This window comes from Streptomyces erythrochromogenes (genome assembly GCF_036170895.1).
Taxonomy (GTDB): Bacteria; Actinomycetota; Actinomycetes; order Streptomycetales; family Streptomycetaceae; genus Streptomyces; species Streptomyces erythrochromogenes.
In genome coordinates, this window is record NZ_CP108036.1 from 7001135 (window position 1) to 7018921 (window position 17787).

Here is a 17787-nt window from a genome sequence, read left to right on the forward strand (position 1 = left end):
CCGCTCATCTCGCCCTCGCTAGATCCGTCGCTGCCGTCCCACGGGACCTGCACGGCCAGGGGCCCCACTGACAAGCATCGTCCGGCGGGGCAAGGAGCACCAACGCAGTGCTGCCAGCAGGGGCGCTCGGTCGGCCGGCCCGCTCACGGCCCCGCCGCGGAGCCCGGTGGCAGGGCCGGATGCGCCAGTACGAGGGCGAGGACCGCGTGGTCCGCCCGCCACACCATCGCGCGGCGCCGCCCGCCCAGGACGGGCGGCAGCAGACCGAGGATCACGACGCGGCGCGGGGCCTCGCCGAAGACGGAGCTCCGGTCCGCCTTGACGGCGGCCTCCTTCAGCGCCCAGGCGGCGGCCGCGGCCTCGGGCCGGTCCGTGCCGATCAGGGAGAGCTCCCCGGGGGACAGGACGTGGTCCGCGACGCGGCGTACCGCGGCGGCCGAGGCCGTCTCGCACAGGTCCACCCCCACCGGTTCCGGTGCGAGGGCGGCCGCGACATGGCCGGCGGTGTGGCTGATCGACACGTGCACCGCTGGCGCCGGCACGCCGCCGACCAGGACGCCGGGGCTGCCGTCGTCGCGCGGGAGGACCTCCACCTCGCCGGGCGGCACGCCGAGCGCGTCCCCCGCCAGGCGCTTGACGAGCAGCCGGCCCTGCGCCCACTCGGCCCGCCGCCGGGCCGGCAGCGCGTCCAGCACCCGCCGCTCCGCCAACGAGAGGGGCGGTGGCGGGCGCGGACCGGGGCGCCGGGCCACGACGAGGGCCGCTCCGCCCCACCGGTGGACCGGGCCCGGCGCGATCGCCCCGAAACCGAGGTGCCCGGCATCGCGGATCATGCCGCACGCACCGCGTCCGGCTGCCGCAGTTCCTGCGCCAGAGCGGTCACGGTGTGCCGGATCTGCCCGGGCGTGTGGTCCCGCGTGACGAAGAAGCGCAGCCGCGCCATCTCCTCCGGGACGGCCGGGTGGAGGATCGGGTTGACGCTGACGCCCCGCCGGAACAGGGCCTCCGCCAGGCGCAGGGTCTTCAGCGAGTCCCCGACGATGCACGGGACGACCGGCGTGCCGTGGCTGTCCCCGGTGTCGACGTCCGCCTCGCGCGCCAGGCGGACGAACAGCGCGGCGTTCTCCGCCAGCCGGGCCACGCGCTCCGGCTCGTCGCGCAGCAGCCGCAGCGAGGCCAGGCACGCGGCGGTGTCGGCCGGGGTCATGCCCGCGCTGTAGATGAACCCCGGAGCGGTGTAGCGCAGGTACTCGACGACCGGGCGGCTCGCGGCGACGTAGCCGCCGCAGCCGGCGAGGGCCTTGGACAGCGTGCCCGACCACAGGTCGACGGCCGGGCGGTCGATGCCGAAGTGCTCGCCGACGCCGCGGCCCGTCGCGCCGGTCGTTCCGATGCTGTGCGCCTCGTCGACCATCAGCAGCGCGCCGTGCCGCTGCTTGACCGCGACGAGGGCGGGCAGGTCGGCGATGTCGCCGTCCATGCTGTACACGCCCTCGATGACGACGAGCACCCGCCGGTACTGGTGGCGGACCTGTGCGAGCAGGGCGTCGAGGGCGGCCGCGTCGTTGTGGGGGAACGGCCGCCGGGTCGCCCCCGAGAGCCTGCAGCCCTGGAGGATGCTGTCGTGGGCCAGGGCGTCGTGGACGACGAGGTCGCCGGGCCCGACGAGGTGGCCGATCACGGTGACGTTGGTGGCGTGCCCGTTGGCCAGGGTGACCGCGGCCTCGCACCCGAGGAGGTCGGCGAGCTCGGCCTCGAGTTCCAGGTGGAGGGGGCGGCTGCCGGACAGCAGGCGGCTCGCGGACACCGAGGTGCCGTAGGTCTCGATCGCCTCCTTGGCAGCCTCGTTCACCCGGGGGTGCGTCGCCAGGCCCAGGTAGTTGTAGCCGGAGAAGGAGAGGAGCTCGCGGCCGCCGATGACGGTCGTGTCCGTCATACCGCCCTCGTGCACGAGGAAGTACGGGTTGGACAGGCCGGTGCCGGAGAGGGCGCCGATGCGTTCGACGTGGGCGGTGACCTCCGGGAAGCGGTCGATGCGGGTGTGCTCCTCGGGCAGCGGCGCGGGGTCCGGGGCGGCCGGCGCCGGCAGGTCGTCGGACGGGTCCTCGGACGGGCACTCGGACGGCGCAGGCGCAGGTACGCCGCCGCCCGCACGCTGCTCCGGAACGGCTCCCGGTGCGGGCTCCACGGAGACGCCCGCGACGGCCGCCGCGAGGCCCCCGACCGTCGGCCGGTCGGCGTCCCGTTCGTCGAAGGTCCACAGCGGCCACTGTCGTTTGAGGGCCGTGAACAGGTCGGTCAGCATCAGCGAGTCGAAGCCGAGGTCGTCGATCAGCAACTGCTCGTGGCGCAGGTGGCCCACGGGGAACGCGGAGATCCGGGCTATGTGCGCGAACACGGCCTCGGTGACCTCGCCGACGTCCCCGGCCGGTGCTGACTCCCCGCGGGCCGGTGCGTGGGCCGCCCCGGAGAGGCGGGACATGAGATCCGCCTGTTCCCGGACCAGCTGCCGCAGGTCGTCCATGGGGTGGAGCGACGGGGCGTCCGCGGGGGTCTCCGTCTCCTCCGGCGGCGCGGGCCGGGCCGGGCGTACGCCGGCCGGGTCCGCCGTCGGCGGGGCTGCCTCCGACGGGGTCGCCTTCGAAGGGGCCTGCTCCGACGGGGCCGCCGTGGACGGAGCCGTCCGCCCGGCCCAGTACGACTGCGCGGCGAGCCTCGCCACCGGCAGATCGACCGGCCGGCGCTCTTGCGCCGGGACCAGGACGCGCGGGTCGACTGGCACGCCCAGGACCGCGAGCCGGGCCAGAGCCCGCACGAACTCCCGTCCGCCGTCCGGTGTCGCGCCGCTCGCGGCGACGACGTGCACGTCCTCCCGGTCGGCGAGGTTGCGGCGGACCGGGTCGAGGAGCGAGCCGCCACCGCTCACCTGGAGGAACAGGCGCGCCCCCGCGTCGTACGAGGCGAGCACCGCGTCGCCGAACTGCACCGGCGCGGAGGCGTGCCGGGCCCACAGCTCGCGCAACTCCTCGGGATCGCTGCACAGCGCCGCGCTGACGGACGAGACGAACGGCAGGCGGGGAGGGCTCACACGGCGTCCGGCGAGGTCGGCGCGCACGGCCTCCTCGGCGCAGGCCAGCCGCGGCGAGTGGAAGGCGTCGGACACCTCCAGCACCGCGGTGGCGATGCCCGCGTCGGCGCAGGCCCGCCGGAGGGTGGCGAGACCCTGCGGCGTGCCGCTGACCACGACCTGCCGCGGCTGGTTGAAGCAGGCCAGCCACACGTCGTCGATCCCGACGACGAGCCTGCGGCAGGTCTCCTTGTCGGTCTGTACGGCGACCATCCCGCCCCGCAGACCGCTCGCGGCCCGGCGGAGGGCCGCGCCCCGGCGCACCAGCAGCCGGACGGCCTCCTCGCCGGTGAGCGCCCCGGCCGCCGCCGCGGCGGCGAACTCCCCGACGCTGTGGCCGAGCGCCAGGTCCGGGGTGACACCGCAGTCGGCGAGCAGACGGGTGGCGGCGATCTGCACGGTGCCGAGCAGCGGCTGGCACACCTCGGTGCCGGCGAGCCGCCGCCTGAACTCCTCGGTGTCGCCGTCCCCTGAGCCGGCCGCCTCCCCGCCGTACAGCAGCGCGGCGAGGTCGAGGTCCGCGTCGCCCCGGGCAACAGAACCGAGCGCGTCGACCACGGTCCGGAATCCGGCGAACCTCTCGTACAGGTCCCGCATCATGCCCGGCCGCTGGCTGCCCTGACCGGGGAAGACGAAGGCGATGCGGCGCTGCGCGGCCGGCCGGGGGGCGTCCGCCGCGAAGGCTCCCTCGCCCAGGTCGCCGCGGGCGCCTTCGGCCAGCCGTCCGCGGGCCCGCAGCAGCCGCCGGGCGAACTCGTCCGTGTCGGCGGCCACGATCGCGAGGCGGGCCTTCAGCGGCTCACGTCCGCCCAAGGTGTGCGCGATCGCCGCGACGGGTGTGCGGGGGGCGCGTTCCACCGCCTCCAGTACGTCGCCGATGTGCAGGTCGAGCAGCTCGGTGTCGCCGGCCGAGAGCAGGACGAGCTGTGGTGCGCCCTCCGCGCCTCCCACCGCCACCGGCCGGGCAGGGGCGGGTGCGGGTGCCTCCTCCAGCACCACGTGGACGTTCGTACCGCCGAAACCGAACGAGCTGACCGCGGCCCGCCGCGGGGCCCGCGTACGCGGCCAGGGCCGCGCGGTCTCGGCGAACCGCAGGCCCGCGGCCCCGACGCCCAGGTCGGGATGGGGGGTGGTGCCGGGCTGCGGCACGATCGTGCGGTGGTGGACGACCAGGGCCGTCTTGATCAGCCCCGCCATGCCCGCCGCGGCCAGGGAATGCCCGATGAGGGCCTTGCCGGCGCCCAGGTAGCACATCGAGGGGTCGTCGTCGGGGTACTCGGTGCGCAGCCGGCGCAGCGCCTCGACCTCGGCGCGGTCGCCGGACCGGGTGGCGGTGCCGTGGGCCTCCAGGAAGCCCACGGACGACGGGGCGACGCCCGCGTCGTCGTACGCCCGGCGCAGCGCGCGCAGCTGGCCCTCCGGGGCAGGGGCCAGCGGACCCGGGGACGCGCCGTCGTTGGCCGAGCCGACGCCCTTGATCACCGCGTAGACGCGGTCGCCGGCGGCGAGCGCGTCCGCGAGCGGCCGTACGACGACGGCGCCCGCGCCCTCGCCGAGCACGAAGCCGTCGGCCTCCTCGTCGAAGGGGCGGCACACCCCGGTGGCGGACAGCGCGCGCAGCGTGGAGAAGCCGATCAGGCTGTCGGGGGTCAGGTTGACGTAGACACCGCCCACGACGGCGATCCGGCAGCCGCCCTGGCGCAGCTGGGCGACGGCCTGGTCCAGGGCGACCAGGGAGCCGGAGCAGGCGGCGTCGACGGCGAAGCTGGGACCGCCGAGGTCGAACTGCCGGCTGACGGTTCCGGCCGCCATGTTGAGCAGGCTCCCGGGCAGGCTGAAGGGATGCACGGTGCCGAGTCGTCCGGCGTGCTCCTTGACCGCCTCGAGGACGCCGTCGTCGTCCGTCGCGGACCGCCGTGCCTGGTCGGCCAGGGCGATGGCCCGGATCGGGGCCGCCATGACGTCCTTGTAGTCGGACACCGACATCGCGCAGAAGACCCCGGTGTTCTCCCGGTCGAAGTCGCCCCGGCCCAGCCCCGCGTCGTCGAGGGCCTCGCGGGTGACGTCGAGCATCAGCCGGTGCTGCGGGTCCATGGCCCGGGCGCGGGCGGGCGGCACCCCGTAGTGCAGGGCGTCGAAGCGGTCCACGTCGTCGAGGAAGGCGACCTGGTCGGTGTACGAGGCGTGCGGGGCCGACGGGTTGTCGGGCTCGTGGAAGACCTCGTGGTTCCAGCGTTCCGCCGGGACCGCGGAGAACTGCCGTTCCCCGCTCATCAGGAGCTTCCAGTATTCGCGGATGTCGCGGGCTCCGGGAAAGCGGCAGCCGAGGCCGACGATGGCGATGTCAGTCATGACGGGTCTTCCTTGTCGTGGGGCCCGGGCCGGACGGCTGCCGGGGTGGTGCGGACGGTGTGGGCGGTGGCGGCGCACGCGCACTCGCGGTCGGCGGCGCGTGCGGGCGGGGGGACGGGGGCCGTGCCCGGGGAGGGCGGCGGCGCGGGCCGCGGCGGCCCCACGGCGCTGTCCGGGGGCGGACGGGACGCCGGGCGCGGCACCCTGCGCCGCCGAATCGGCCACGGCGCCCACCAGTTCAGGCCGCCCGCCAGGCGCATGAGCGCCGGTACGAGCACGCCCCGTACGAGCGTCGCGTCGAGGAGGACGCCCAGGCCCGCGCCGATCCCGAAGAACTGCAGGAGCGAGACCTGGGAGGTGCCGAAGCTGAGCAGGGTGAAGGCGAGCAGGGCGCCGGCCGTGGTGACGATGCCGCCGGTGCGGGCGATGCCCGAGACGATGGAGGAGGTGTCGTCCTGTCCGGCGTCGTGCGCTTCCTTGATGCGCGCGAGGACGAACACCTCGTAGTCCACCGAGAGTCCGAAGACGATGCAGAACAGCAGCACCGGCATGGTGGTGCTGAGCGGACCGGGGGTGAAGCCGAGCAGGTGCTGCAGATGGCCCGCCTGGAAGATCCACGTCATGGCGCCGAGGACCGCCGCGAGGCTCAGGGCGTTCAGCGCGATGGCCTTCAGCGGCAGCAGCAGACTGCGCGTGAAACCGAGCAGCAGCACGAAGGTGGTCGCGGTGATCAGGGAGAGGGCCAGCGGGATCCGGTCTCCCACCGTGTCCTTGGCGTCGACCAGAACCGCGCTCGGTCCGCCGACGAGGACGTCGGCGCCGGCCGGGCCGGGAGTGGCCCGGATGTCGCGCACGAGCTGCTGGGCGGCGCGCGACTGCGGGTCCACCAGCGGTACCACGGACAGCCGGGCGGGGCTTGCGACGGCGCCGGCGGGCCGGGCCGCGGCGGACCGGGCGGAGCCGGGGAGCGGGGCGGACGCCCCGTCGCGGAAGGTGCCCTCGGGCGTCACGACCCGGGCGACCTGCGGCAGCGCGGACAGCCTGCGGGCGTGGTCCTCCCGCGCCGACGGGGTCGACGTACCGGTCGTGACGACGGCGAGCGCGCCGGCGCCCTTCATGTCGAACGCGCCGCGCACCAGGTCGCCGGTCTGCCGGGCGGCCGAGCCCTTAGGCAGCGCCCGGTCGTCGGGAGTGGCGAAACCGGCGTGGGCGAACGGCCCGGCGAGCAGCGCCAGCAGGCCGATCACCGGCAGCGCGGCCAGCAGCGGACGGCGTACGACGATCCGCGCCAGCCCCTCCCAGAGCCGCGAGCGCGACCCGGAGTGGACCCGGCGGCGCCAGGGCACGGCCCAGGCGTTCACCCGCTTCCCGAGCAGGGCCAGCAGCGCCGGCAGCACCGTCACGGCGCTCACCGCGGCGATCACCACGACGGCGATGCCCGCGTAGGCGAAGGAACGCAGGAAGTACGGCGGGAACACCAGCAGGGTGGCGAGCGCGGCGGAGACCGTCGCGGCGCTGAAGACGATCGTGTGGCCGGCGGTGCGCACGGTGCGCACCGCGGCGGTGCGCGGGCTGCAACCGTCGGCCAGCTCCTCGCGGAAGCGCGAGACGACCAGCAGGCCGTAGTCGATGCCCAGGCCCAGGCCGAGCGCCGTGGTGAGGTTCAGAGCGAAGACGGACACGTCGGTGACGCTGCCGAGGATGCTGAGGGCCAGCAGCGTCCCGGCGACGGCGAGGACGCCGATGAGCAGGGGCAGGGCGGCGGCCACGACGCTGCCGAACACCAGGACCAGCAGGACCAGGGTCCCGGGCAGGACGACGGCCTCGGCCCGCTTCAGGTCGGACTCGGAGAGGTTCTGGAGCTCGGCGTCGACGAGCGCGGGCCCTCCGACGTGCACCGTGAGGGGAGTCGCCGCCGTCCCGGGGCCGGCCGGGGTGCCCAGTTCCTCGCTCAGCCGCTCGACCCGCGCGGCGAGCCGGTCCCCCTCGCCGTCCACGTGCGCGACCAGCATGGCCGCGCGGCCGTCCCGGCTGCGCAGCTCCGCCGCGTCGCCCGTCCAGTACGAGGTGACCGCGTTCACGTGCGGCTCGGCGGCGAGGCGCCCGGTCAGGGCCTCGCCCGCGCTGCGGGCGGCCGGGCTGTCGACGGAGCCGCCACGGGCCTGTGCGACGACGACCAGGTTGGGGGAGGCCCCCGAATGCCGGGCGGCGAGGACCGCGGCGCGGCTGGACTCGGACCGCGGATCGTCGTATCCCTGCGTCTTCAGCCGGCCGGTCGCGTCCGCGCCGAACACGGCCGACAGCAGGAGGAACACCAGCGCGGCGAGGAGGACCAGTCGGGGACGACGGGTCACGAAACTCCCTGCACGACGGAACATCGGGGGCCTCCGGTCCGGATGGCATTTCGCTCCTGCTTTTCCGCAGGACGGTCGAATGCCACCCTGCCCGGGGCGGGGGAGGGGTCGTAGTCCCGGCCTTTCGTCACTTGACAGAAGCCGGAAAGGAGGGCTCCTGTCCGGCGGCGGAGGCTTTGACAAGACCGGTTGCGGGCGTCAAGTCACGCGTTCAAGTGGCGTGACGTCCGCGCGCGTGCGGGGTGTATTTGACGTACGCCTCCACCGGGAAATCCCGGAGGCTCCTGTATCGGACGGAGAATCGGAGAAGCATCGTGTTCGAGCATTCCTGGATTCCCGGCGTCGCTCTGGCCGGAGCCTCCGTGGTGCTGGTGGGCAGCGGCATCGGCCTGCTGGCGACCTCGATGGCCGCCCCCACCACCGCCCCGCGGCCGGCCGTCCTGCTCCTTCCCCAGGACGGCGCGGGCGCCATTCACACGGGCTATTCCACCGTGACCGTGAAGAAGCAGGATTTCGATGAGCGGCTGAAGGGAAACCCGGAGGCGAAGCCCGGAAGATGAGGAGGGCGCGCGGGCCGGCACCGGAGACCCGCCGGCCTCAGGTCGCCGCGGGGATGTGGCGCGCCGCCGCGAGTCCGGCCAGTGTCCGGAGCCTCGCGAAGTACGCGGCGCAGTACTCCTCGTCGATCCGGGGCACGGCCTTGTCGAGGGCGGCGATGCACGCCCAGAGGCCGGCTATGCGGTTGCTGTCCATCCCTTCCGTGAGTTCCATCTCCACGAGGATGGCGGTGTCGGCGTCCAGGAGGATCAGCTCCACGCCCTCGATGGACACGCCGCGGAAGCCGTCGGGGAAGAGCGCGCGCCTGTGTTCTTCCCACAGTCGGGCCAGTCGGTCTCCCCGCTCCGCTTCCTCGGTGGGGGGCGGGCCGAGGAGCAGGGAGACGGCGTCGAAGACGGCGCGCACCCGGGCGACGGCCATGGGCGCAGTCAGGGCGGCGCTCGATCTCGCACCCCGTGTGAGCCCGTCGCGCAGCAGTCGGCCGTGGTCGAGTTCCGCGGCGAGCCCGGCCGTGACGAGGCCCTCCTCGGCGGCCTTCCTGATCAGTTCCCCCAGCGGTGCGTCCGACCCCAGCCGCTCGGCGAGGACGTGCTCCAGGGCGAACAGGGAATGCGCGACGGCGACGGTGGCGAACTCGTAGCGGTAGTACGAGTACCGGATGAGCTCGCGGGAGGTCTCCAGTGCGCTCATGACGTACATCGAGGCGTTGCCGGGAACGACCAGCCCGGCGACCAGTGCCCGCATCGCCGCGAAGTCCGCAGCGGTGCCCCAGCTGCGGGGGTCCGGTGTCGGCAGGTCCGGCACCTGCAGGTCCGGTGCGGGCAGGGGGAGCGGGTCGGGCGTCGGGGGCACGCTGTTCACCGGAGCAGTTTTGCCGTCCGGAGGCCGTCCGTGCCAGTGGTTTCCGGGGCGGCGGCGAGGAGTTCACGCCGCTTGGTGCCGCCCGAGACGCGGTGGAGTCCGTACGAGCCGGGCTTGCGGGCCTCGCCGGCAAGGTGCTTGGCGATGCCCTGGCAGATGAACTCCTTGAGCTTCGCGCCGGGGCGGCCGGCGATGTGGAACCAGACCGCCACGTCGTGACGGCGGGCGAACTGGAAGATGCCCGCGCGGCGGCCGAGGCTGATGCACTGGCCCGCGAACACCGCGTTGAGGGGCGCGGGCCGCTCGCCAGCGATCCGGCTGAGCACCGTGTCGGCAGCCCGCGCGCCCAGCGGGATCGCCGCCTGGCAGCTCATGCGCAGGGGCAGGCCCGAGGGGGCCGCCGAGTCGCCGGCCGCGACGATGCGGTCGTCGTCCACGCTGGTCAGCGACTCGTCCGTGAGCAGGCGACCCACGGCGTCGGTGCTCAGCCCGCTGCGTACGGCCAGGTCCGGCACACCGAAGCGGGCCGTCCAGACGGTCACTTCGCTGGGCAGTTCGCGGCCGTCGTCCAGACGCACGGCGTGACGGGTCACGGCCGTCACCTTCGCCCCCGGGCCTTCCAGTACGGTCACACCGAGCCCGGTCAGCCGCCGGGCGACCGAGCGCCGGCCCCGGGCGTGCAGGTACGGGCCGAGCACCCCTCCGCAGACCAGGGTCACCGCCCGTCCCTGCTCCGCCAGTTCGGCGGCCGTCTCGATACCGGTCGGACCGGCCCCGACCACCGTCACCGGCGCCGTCGCGGGCGCGGCCACGAGCACGGGCCGCAGCCGCTGCGCCTCTTCCAGGCTGTTGATCGGGTAGGAGAAGTCCGCGGCCCCCGGCACCCCCGGGTCGGCGCTGCCGCTGCCCACGGCGTACACCAGGTAGTCGTAGGCGGCCGTGTCGCCCGACGCCAGCGTCACGCGGCGCGCGGCGGCGTCGATCCCCGTCACGGTGTCGACCAGGAGGCGGACGCCCCGGCCCAGGACGTCCGCGTACTCGACGACCGCGTCGCAGGAGCCGCCGACCAGCTGGTGCAGGCGGATCCGCTCGACGAAGGACGGGCGCGGGTTGACCAGCGTCACGCTCACGTCGGCGCGCTGCGTCAGGCGGTTGGCGGCCATGACGCCGGCGTATCCGCCGCCGATCACGATGACTTCGGTGTTCTCGGTCATGGTGGGCTCCCCGTTCTCTCGTTGTCGGCTTCCGGGCACAAGACACCGGTGCCGCCACCGTTGTGACAGGGGGAGTCGTGTGACCTGCGCCACGCAGCCGGGGTCCGCATGCGCACGGCGCGGTACGGCTCAGCGCAGTACGGCCGCCAGCAGGTCGGCGCCCAGCGCCGTCAGATCGGGCAGGTTGAGCGTGTAGCGGACGTAACGACCGCGCCGCCGGGCCGTGAGCAGGCCGGCGCGGCGCAGGACGGCGAGGTGGCGGGACACCTCCGGCGGTGAGAGCTCCCAGGCGTGGGCCAGCTCCCGGGTGGTGTGCGGGCCGCGGGCCAGGGTGCGCAGCAGCCGAAGACGTACCGGATGCGCGAGTGCCTCCAGCCGGAGCGTGACCGTCTCCAGCGATACCGGCTCCGACGGATCCGGCTCCGCCACCGGGTACTGCACCACCGGCTGCCAGCCGGGGGCGTGCACCACCGCCAGGTGCGGGCCGCCGAAGGCGCTGGGTATGAAGGTGACTCCGGTGCCGTGGGCGGCGGTCGCCTTGTCCGGGAGCTTGTCCACGACGATCTGGTCGCCGCCCGGTGCCAGGGAGACCGCGCCGGAGACCGCCGCGAGGGCCGCCCCCATGCCGTGCCGCCTGAGCAGGTCGTTCTTCACGCGCAGGTCGGTGGCCAGGCGTACGGCGACATCCGCCCAGGCGCCGTCGAAGAAGACCTCGGCGCACTGTTCGAGGGTGTCGCGCACGCGTGCCCGTACGGCGGCCGGATCCGCGAGCAGCCGTGCCGCGAAGGCCTCCTGCCGTACCCCGCGGGCCTGCGCCAGGTCCAGGGCGCGCTCCCGTGCGGCCCGGTCGGTCAGCGGCGAAGGCGCGCCGAAGCGGACCCGGTTGCTGCCGCACGTGGTGACGAGCGCCGCCGTCACGTACCTCTCGTCGTCGATCCGGTCCACATCGTCCAACTCCTCGGCGAGGGTCGGCCGGGGCCGGGCGGGGAGCAGGAAGTCGGCCTGTGAGGAACGCCAGAGGAAATCCGCCTCCCGCAGGCGCTCCGCCAGCTCCGGCGGCATCCCGGCCCACACCTCACCGGCCCAGCCGGCGAGCTGCGGATGGTGCCCCGGCTCAGCCAGCACGTGCAGCATCGCGGTCAGTTCGGCGAGCGGGGACGCGGCGAACCGCAGCCGTCCGGACGGCAGGCCGCCGATGTCGATCCTCAACGTCACCCGCCCAGGATCTCCGACCGGACGGCCCCCCTCGTCACCGGGTTGACGATGTCCGTCAACCCGCGTGCCCGGCCCGGCGGCCGAACGCAGGGTGGCGCCATGGAAACCACCACCAAGATCCGGCCCCGCGCCCTGGTCCGGGCCTCCGGAGGCCCCCGCTACGCCGTCGCCCTGGTCGTGGACGCGCTCGGCACCGGCCTGCTGCGGCCCTTCCTGCTGCTCTACGGGGTGATGGTGCTGCGGCTGTCCGCTCCGGCGACCGGCATCGCCATGACGGCCGGCATCGTCGTCGGCCTGGTGTGCATGCCCGCGGTGGGCCGGTGGCTGGACCGGGGCGCACGCAGCACGGTCGTGGCGGCGTCGATGCTGGTGCGGGCCCTGGGCGTGGCGCTGCTGCTGGCCACCCCGGCCGGGCACGTCTGGCCGTTCGCGACGGCGGCGCTGTTCCTCGGCATCGGCAACCAGGCCTGGCCGGCCGCCCACGCGGCCCTGGTCGCCACGGTCGCCCACGGCCGGGAACGCGACACCGCGCTCGCGGCGGGCCGCGCCCTGCGCAACGCGGGACTGGGCGCGGGAGCGCTCCTCGCCACCGCCTGCCTGGCCGGCGGCGCCACGGCGCTCCAGGCGATGGCGGCCGTCACCGGGATCGCCTACCTCGCCGCGGCGGCCCTGGCGTGGTCGGTCCACCTGCACGCGCGTCCCGCCGCCCCGGCCGATGGCGTGGACGAGGGCGCGGCCGAGGCGCCCGCCCCCCGGATGCGCGCGCTGCTGGCCGCCAACGTGGTCTACGTCTTCTGCCTCAACGTCCCGGAGATCGCGCTCCCCCTGGTGCTGGTGACGCAACTGCACGCCTCCCCGGTGTGGTCGGCGGCCGTCTTCGTGGCCAACACGGTGCTCGTGGTCACCCTTCAGGTACCGGTCACCGTGTGGATGTCCCGCTTCCCCCGGCGGACCGTCCTGGCCCTCGGCGGCGTGGTGCTCGCCGCGTCCTACCTCGGGTTCCTCGCGGCCGCCTCGCTGGGGGGCGGCTGGGGCGCCCCGGCCGTCGCCGCGGTGTCCGTGGTCTGCACCATCGGCGAGATCATCTATGCCGGCAGTGCCACGGCGCTGGTCACCGCCCTCGCCCCGGCCCACGCCCTCGGCCGCGTCCTCGCCCGCTTCGAGCTCTCCACGGGCTTCGGCCTCGCGGTCTCCCCGGCGGTCATCACCGTTCTCGCACCCCACGGCCCGGCCGCCCTCTGGGGCAGCCTCGCCGGTGCGACCCTGCTCTCCGCCTCCGCCGTCGCCACCGAGAAGGACGGAGCCGCAACTTCGCCTCGCATCCGCTAGGTTGAGCGGGTATTCGTGGTGGCACATGCAGGGAGAGTCCGTCTCATGGCCGCACCATGCACGTACCTGTTGTTCGGTTACACGACCACGTAGTCAAGGCCGCATATGCCGGACCGTCTCCGCGTTGTGGGATCAGTGAGGGGGCCGGACCCGCCGCTCCCAGAGGCCGGCCAGGTGTGCGTGGAGGACGTCGTGCGCATCCTGTGGGGTGAGGTGGCCGATGAGTACGTGCGTGGTCAGGCCGTCCGCAAGGGCGAGGAGGGTGCGGGCCTCGCGCCGCGGATCGAGGGGCCCGACGGGCTCGGCCTCCTCGCCGACTTCCGCGATGAGGCGGGCGAACGCATCCTGCAGGGCCGCGTAGTTCGCCTTCAGCGTCCCGGCGAGCGCCGGGCTGACGGCCGCCTGCGCGACGAAGGCGAGCCAGACCCTGGCCTCGGCGCGGTGCTCTTCCGCGAGGAGTGAGATCTCGGTGGCCGCGTGGCCCAGGGCGGTGCCGGCCGACTGGGCAGGGCTCCGGACGAGGCGGGCCTGAACGCGCTCGCCGATCCGCTCGCCGATGTACCCGAGGGCGAAGACGAGCATCTCCTCCTTGGTCCGGAAGCACCGCTGCACGGCGCCCATGGACACCTCCGCGCGGGCGGCGACGTCGCGAAGGGTCACGCCCTCCAAGCCGCGTTCGTCGGCGAGACGGCAGACGGCCTCGGCGATGAGACGGCGTCGGCCCACGTGATCCACCTGCCTGGGCATGCCCGGCCGCCTCCCTGTTCCGCGGTGCTCCGCTGTGCGGCGCACCACTTGCGTTGCGCTCGTATCGGTACGAGTGTACGGTTGCGGTTCCGATGCAGGCGCATCGGTACATTGGGGAGGAAGGAAGGGCCATGCAGAACGCCCTGTGGACGATGTCGGCACGCGCCCAGGCGGAGGCCGTGCGCGGCGGAACCGTCTCGGCCGCCGAACTGGTCGACAGCCACCTCGACCGGATCGCCGAGGTCAACCCGCGAGTGAACGCCGTCACGCAGCTCCTGGCGGAGCGGGCGCGCGAGGCCGCGGCGCGGACGGACCGCCGGCGGGCCGCCGGTGAAGCGCTGGGGCCGCTGGCGGGCGTGCCGTTCACGGTCAAGGAGAGCACCGCCGTCGAAGGCGTGCCGACCACGTTCGGCGCGGAGCGCTTCCGTGATCTGGTGGCGGCGACCGATGCGCCCCCGGTGGCGCGGCTGCGCGCGGCGGGGGCGGTTCCCATCGGGCACAGCAACGTTCCCACCCTGATCCTGGCGGGGATGCACACCCGCAGCGAACTGTTCGGCGACACGGTCAACCCTTGGGACGGCAGCCGGACCCCGGGCGGCTCCAGCGGGGGCGACGCGGTGGCCGTGGCCACGGGCATGGCGGCGCTCGGGCTCGGCAACGACTCCGGGGGATCGGTGCGCGTCCCGGCGCAGTTCTGCGGCGTGGCCGGGCTGAAACCGTCCACGGGCCGGTTCCCGGCGGACCATCGCTTTCTCGGCCCGGACGACCCGGGCCCGGCGTCCCAGATCCTGGTCACCGACGGCCCGCTGGCCCGGAGCGTGGGCGACCTGCGGCTGGCCTACGAGGTGCTGGCCGGGACGGATCCGCGGGATCCGCGGGCCGTGCCGGTGCCCGCGTACGGTGCATCGCTTCCCGGGCCGGTGAAGGTCGCGGTGGTGGCCGACCCCGGCGGGCACGGTGTCCACCCCACGGTTCGCGGGGCCGTCGAGGCCGCGGCCGACGCGCTCCGCGACGCCGGATACGACGTGCGCGAGGTGCCGGACGTACCGCGGATGGACGAGGCGCTCGAAGCGTACGGCCGGATCACCGTGACCGAGTTCGCCCCGTCCTGGCCGGTGGTGCGGGGACTGCTCGGCAAGGGCGGGGACCGCTACATCGAGATGGCGATGGAGCGGACCCCGCCGGCGAGCGCCGGCGAGCTCGTCCGGCTGATGGGCACCTGGATGAACATCCGCCGCTCATGGGCCGAATTCCTCGACGCGTACCCGCTGTTGCTCGGCCCGTCGTTCACCGAGCCGCCGGTCGAGCCGGGGCTGGAGTCGCGGGACGGGGCGGGCCGGGACCGGGTCGCGTCGGCCATGCGCCTGTGCAGTGTGACCAGCTTCGTGGGTGTGCCCGGTGTGGCCGTGCCGACCGGCCTGGTCGACGGGCTCCCCTGCGGCGTGCAGATCGTCGGGCGGGCGTTCCGGGAGGACCTGTGCCTGGACGCGGCCCAGGCGGTCGAAAACCGGCTCGGAGTCCTCACACCCATCGACCCGCGCATGTGAGGCGCGGGCCCCTGCGCGCCGAACACCGTGATCGGCGTGCGGGGGCCTCCTGCCGGTGGTCCCCGAAACGGTGAGAGCCGCTCGACCACCGGGGGTCGGAAGCAGACCGGAGTGACCTGCGTGGCCATGGTGAATCATCCGATAGGTGAAACTGCCATAATGGCTAGCGCATGCAAGTGAAAGTTCGCAAGATCCTTGCTCGTGCTGCAAGGAGTGTGCATTCCTCTCCCGGGGCGAGGCCCTCCACCGCTACCTGGACTCACACGGGCGCCACCCGTGCCGTGAGCGGTTCGGTGCGCCGTGGCAACCCTCCCGGCGGCGCCCCGAAACGCCGCGCGACGACAGTCGTCCCATGCCTCCCGCGACCGCCGCCACCGCCACGCCCACCCTGCCCGTGCCCCTGCCCGTACCGGCCGCACCGCCGCGGCACCGGGAACTGCCCTGGGAGCAGGCCCGGACGCTCGCCCAGGGGGCGCCGCGGCCGTCGGCCGCCCGTACGGTGCCGCTCGCGGACGCCGTCGGGCTCACGCTGGCAGAGGCCCTGCGCACCCCGCAGCCGCTGCCGGCCTTCGACACGGCCGCCATGGACGGCTACGCGGTGGCGGGCACCGGCCCCTGGCGGATCCGCGGAGCCGTCCGGGCGGGCACGGTATGGGAGGGCGCGCTCGGCGCGGGGGAGTGCGTGGAGATCTCCACCGGAGCGCAGGTTCCGGCGGGAACGCGCGCCGTACTGCCGGTGGAAGCGGCCCTGGCCGGCGCCGACGGCATGGTCGCCGGACCCGTGCCGCCGCCGGGCCGGCACATCCGGCGGGCGGGTGAGGACGCCCCGGCCGGCACCGGTCTCGTCCCCGCCGGCACCCGGATCGGCCCGGCGCTGCTCGGGCTCGCCGCGTCCTGCGGCCACGACACCCTGCCGGTGCGGCCCGCGCCCCGGGTCCGGGTCCTGGTCACCGGTGACGAACTGGACCACGCGGGCCCGCCCGGTCCGGGACGGGTGCGCGACGCCCTCGGACCGGCCCTGCCCGCCCTGGTCGCCGCACTGGGCGGCGAGAGCCGCGGGGTACGGCACGTCCGCGACCGTCCGGCGGGGTCACTGGCCGCGGCCGTGCACGGCGCGCGGGACACCGAGGTCGTGGCGGTCACCGGCTCCACCTCGGCCGGCGCCACCGACCAGCTGCGCGGACTGCTCGCCGAGGCCGGGGCCCGGATGGTCGTCGACACGGTCGCCTGCCGCCCCGGCCACCCGATGCTGCTCGCCGAACTCCCCTCCGGCCGCTGGGTGGTGGGGCTGCCCGGGAACCCGTACGCGGCCCTGGTCGCCGCCCACACCCTGCTCGGCCCGCTCATCGCCGGCCTCTGCGGCCGGGCCCTCGACCCGCTGCCGCGCGTACCCGTGACGGGTTCCGTGCGGCCCGCCCCCGGACTGACCCGGCTGGTACCCGTCACCTGGTACGGCACAGGCGTCCGCATCACCGCGGGCCACGGCTCCGCCTTCCTGCGGGGCGCCGCCGCCGGCGACGCACTCGCCGCCCTCCCCCCGGATTGGACGGAGGGCGGCCCGGCCCCCCTGCTCAGCGCGGGCTGAGGAGGCAGAACTCGTTGCCCTCCGGGTCGGCCAGGATCGTCCAGGAGATCCCGGACTGGTCGATACCGGGATCGGTGGCGCCCAAGGCGCGCAGTCGCGCCCCCTCCGCCGCCGGGTCGTCACCGCGGTAGGGGCTGATGTCGAGGTGGACGCGGTTCCACACGGTCTTGGTGTCGGGGGTGCGGACGAACTCCAGGTAGGGGCCCACGCCTTGGGCGGACCGCATGCTCGCCTGGTCGTCGCCGACCTCGTGGAGCTTCCAGTCCATCGCCTCGTCCCAGAACCGGGCCATCGCCCGCGGATCGGTGCAATCGACCACCACCGCGGCGATCGGCCCGGTGTCCCGGTAGATCGGACGGGGCTCCAGGACGCAGAACTCGTTCCCCTCCGGGTCGGCCATGACCGTCCAGGGGACGTCGCCCTGGCCGACGTCGGCGAGCGTCGCACCCAAGTCCCGCAGACGCGCCACCAGTTCCACCTGATGGGCGGCCGAGGTGGTGGCCAGATCGAGGTGCACCCGGTTCTTCACCGTCTTGGGCTCCGGGCGGGCGATGAGGTCGATGCAGACGGCCGAGGGATCGGGGTAGGAGAAACCCACGGGCTCGAGGTTCGTCACGCCGGGTCCCTCGCTGTCGACACCCCACCCGAGTGCCTCCGCCCAGAACCGCCCGAGCGCGGAGTCGTCCTGGGCCTTCATGTTGACCTGCACAAGTCTTGTCGCCATGTCGCAGATCCTAGAGGGGTATTGAAGCCCGCGCCCCGCGGCAACCACCCGCGGCCCCCTGCGCCGGTCCGGGTACCAGGGACGGTGCGAACGGCGACCGCTGGTGCGCGGTCTTCTGGACCGACGTCGGCGGCAGCTACATCAAGGGCACCCAGCCGCTGTGCGTGACGTCGG

Annotated in this window: 12 protein-coding genes; 4 read left to right on the plus strand and 8 right to left on the minus strand. The window is 74.6% G+C overall.

The features are described 5' to 3' along the window. Nucleotides 1–143 precede the first annotated feature (143 nt). From OHA91_RS32070 to OHA91_RS32080, 3 genes are read right to left on the minus strand one after another with little or no spacing between them, the layout of a single operon-like run. Entirely contained in the window at nt 144–833 is a 690-nt protein-coding gene (locus OHA91_RS32070; protein ID WP_328740498.1) for a 4'-phosphopantetheinyl transferase family protein, read from the minus strand. Further along, nucleotides 830–5479, minus strand: coding sequence for a type I polyketide synthase (locus OHA91_RS32075; protein ID WP_328740499.1), 4650 nt, complete (start codon nt 5477–5479; stop codon nt 830–832). The genes OHA91_RS32070 and OHA91_RS32075 overlap by 4 nt, the downstream gene beginning before the upstream one ends. Next, nucleotides 5476–7833, minus strand: a complete 2358-nt coding sequence (locus OHA91_RS32080) for an MMPL family transporter (RefSeq protein ID WP_328740500.1) — start codon at nt 7831–7833, stop codon at nt 5476–5478. The genes OHA91_RS32075 and OHA91_RS32080 overlap by 4 nt, the downstream gene beginning before the upstream one ends. Nucleotides 7834–8147: 314 nt before the next feature. Between OHA91_RS32080 and OHA91_RS32085 the strand changes: the two genes are divergently transcribed. Beyond that, nucleotides 8148–8393 carry a hypothetical protein gene (locus tag OHA91_RS32085; protein ID WP_031156456.1) on the plus strand — a complete coding sequence of 82 codons (246 nt, stop codon included), beginning with the start codon at nt 8148–8150 and terminating at the stop codon, nt 8391–8393. Nucleotides 8394–8430: 37 nt separating this feature from the next. Here OHA91_RS32085 and OHA91_RS32090 read toward each other — a convergent pair whose 3' ends face one another. From OHA91_RS32090 to OHA91_RS32100, 3 genes are all read right to left on the minus strand, one after another. Next, on the minus strand, nt 8431–9252 hold the full coding sequence (locus tag OHA91_RS32090; protein ID WP_209441555.1) for a hypothetical protein: 822 nt from the start codon (nt 9250–9252) through the stop codon (nt 8431–8433). Beyond that, nucleotides 9249–10466, minus strand: a complete 1218-nt coding sequence (locus tag OHA91_RS32095) for an NAD(P)/FAD-dependent oxidoreductase (protein ID WP_328740501.1) — start codon at nt 10464–10466, stop codon at nt 9249–9251. Before OHA91_RS32095 ends, OHA91_RS32090 begins: the two co-directional genes overlap by 4 nt. Before the next feature lie 129 nt (nt 10467–10595). Further along, a complete protein-coding gene (locus OHA91_RS32100; protein WP_328740502.1) occupies nt 10596–11681 on the minus strand; it encodes a helix-turn-helix domain-containing protein in 1086 nt (361 codons plus the stop codon). A 99-nt stretch (nt 11682–11780) separates the two neighbouring features. Between OHA91_RS32100 and OHA91_RS32105 the strand changes: the two genes are divergently transcribed. Continuing rightward, the gene (locus OHA91_RS32105; protein ID WP_031156460.1) at nt 11781–13010 is read left to right on the plus strand and encodes an MFS transporter; all 1230 of its coding nucleotides are present in this window, start codon (nt 11781–11783) and stop codon (nt 13008–13010) included. Nucleotides 13011–13142: 132 nt separating this feature from the next. On the opposite strand, the gene OHA91_RS32110 is transcribed toward OHA91_RS32105, so the two are convergent. Further along, nucleotides 13143–13757: a TetR/AcrR family transcriptional regulator gene (locus tag OHA91_RS32110; RefSeq protein WP_328740503.1), complete on the minus strand. Its 615-nt coding sequence runs from the start codon at nt 13755–13757 to the stop codon at nt 13143–13145. Between the two features lie 131 nt (nt 13758–13888). Here OHA91_RS32110 and OHA91_RS32115 point away from each other — a divergent pair, with 131 nt between their 5' ends. Together OHA91_RS32115 and OHA91_RS32120 are read left to right on the plus strand one after the other, a co-directional pair. Further along, nucleotides 13889–15304 carry an amidase gene (locus OHA91_RS32115; RefSeq protein WP_328740504.1) on the plus strand — a complete coding sequence of 472 codons (1416 nt, stop codon included), beginning with the start codon at nt 13889–13891 and terminating at the stop codon, nt 15302–15304. A 352-nt stretch (nt 15305–15656) separates the two neighbouring features. Next, nucleotides 15657–16889: a molybdopterin molybdotransferase MoeA gene (locus OHA91_RS32120; RefSeq protein ID WP_328740505.1), complete on the plus strand. Its 1233-nt coding sequence runs from the start codon at nt 15657–15659 to the stop codon at nt 16887–16889. On the opposite strand, the gene OHA91_RS32125 is transcribed toward OHA91_RS32120, so the two are convergent. Continuing rightward, complete coding sequence (locus OHA91_RS32125; protein ID WP_031156466.1) at nt 16876–17613, minus strand: VOC family protein; 738 nt, start codon at nt 17611–17613, stop codon at nt 16876–16878. The two genes, OHA91_RS32120 and OHA91_RS32125, sit on opposite strands and share 14 nt — an antisense overlap. Between the last annotated feature and the right edge of the window lie 174 nt (nt 17614–17787).

What these genes read in the sequence shown, in the direction of transcription:
- OHA91_RS32070 (WP_328740498.1), bottom strand. Translation starts at nt 833, where the DNA reads ATGATCCGCGATGCCGGGCACCTCGGTTTCGGGGCGATCGCGCCGGGC.
- OHA91_RS32120 (WP_328740505.1), top strand. Translation starts at nt 15,657, where the DNA reads ATGCCTCCCGCGACCGCCGCCACCGCCACGCCCACCCTGCCCGTGCCC.
- OHA91_RS32105 (WP_031156460.1), top strand. Translation starts at nt 11,781, where the DNA reads ATGGAAACCACCACCAAGATCCGGCCCCGCGCCCTGGTCCGGGCCTCC.
- OHA91_RS32110 (WP_328740503.1), bottom strand. Translation starts at nt 13,757, where the DNA reads ATGCCCAGGCAGGTGGATCACGTGGGCCGACGCCGTCTCATCGCCGAG.
- OHA91_RS32115 (WP_328740504.1), top strand. Translation starts at nt 13,889, where the DNA reads ATGCAGAACGCCCTGTGGACGATGTCGGCACGCGCCCAGGCGGAGGCC.
- OHA91_RS32095 (WP_328740501.1), bottom strand. Translation starts at nt 10,466, where the DNA reads ATGACCGAGAACACCGAAGTCATCGTGATCGGCGGCGGATACGCCGGC.
- OHA91_RS32125 (WP_031156466.1), bottom strand. Translation starts at nt 17,613, where the DNA reads ATGGCGACAAGACTTGTGCAGGTCAACATGAAGGCCCAGGACGACTCC.
- OHA91_RS32075 (WP_328740499.1), bottom strand. Translation starts at nt 5,479, where the DNA reads ATGACTGACATCGCCATCGTCGGCCTCGGCTGCCGCTTTCCCGGAGCC.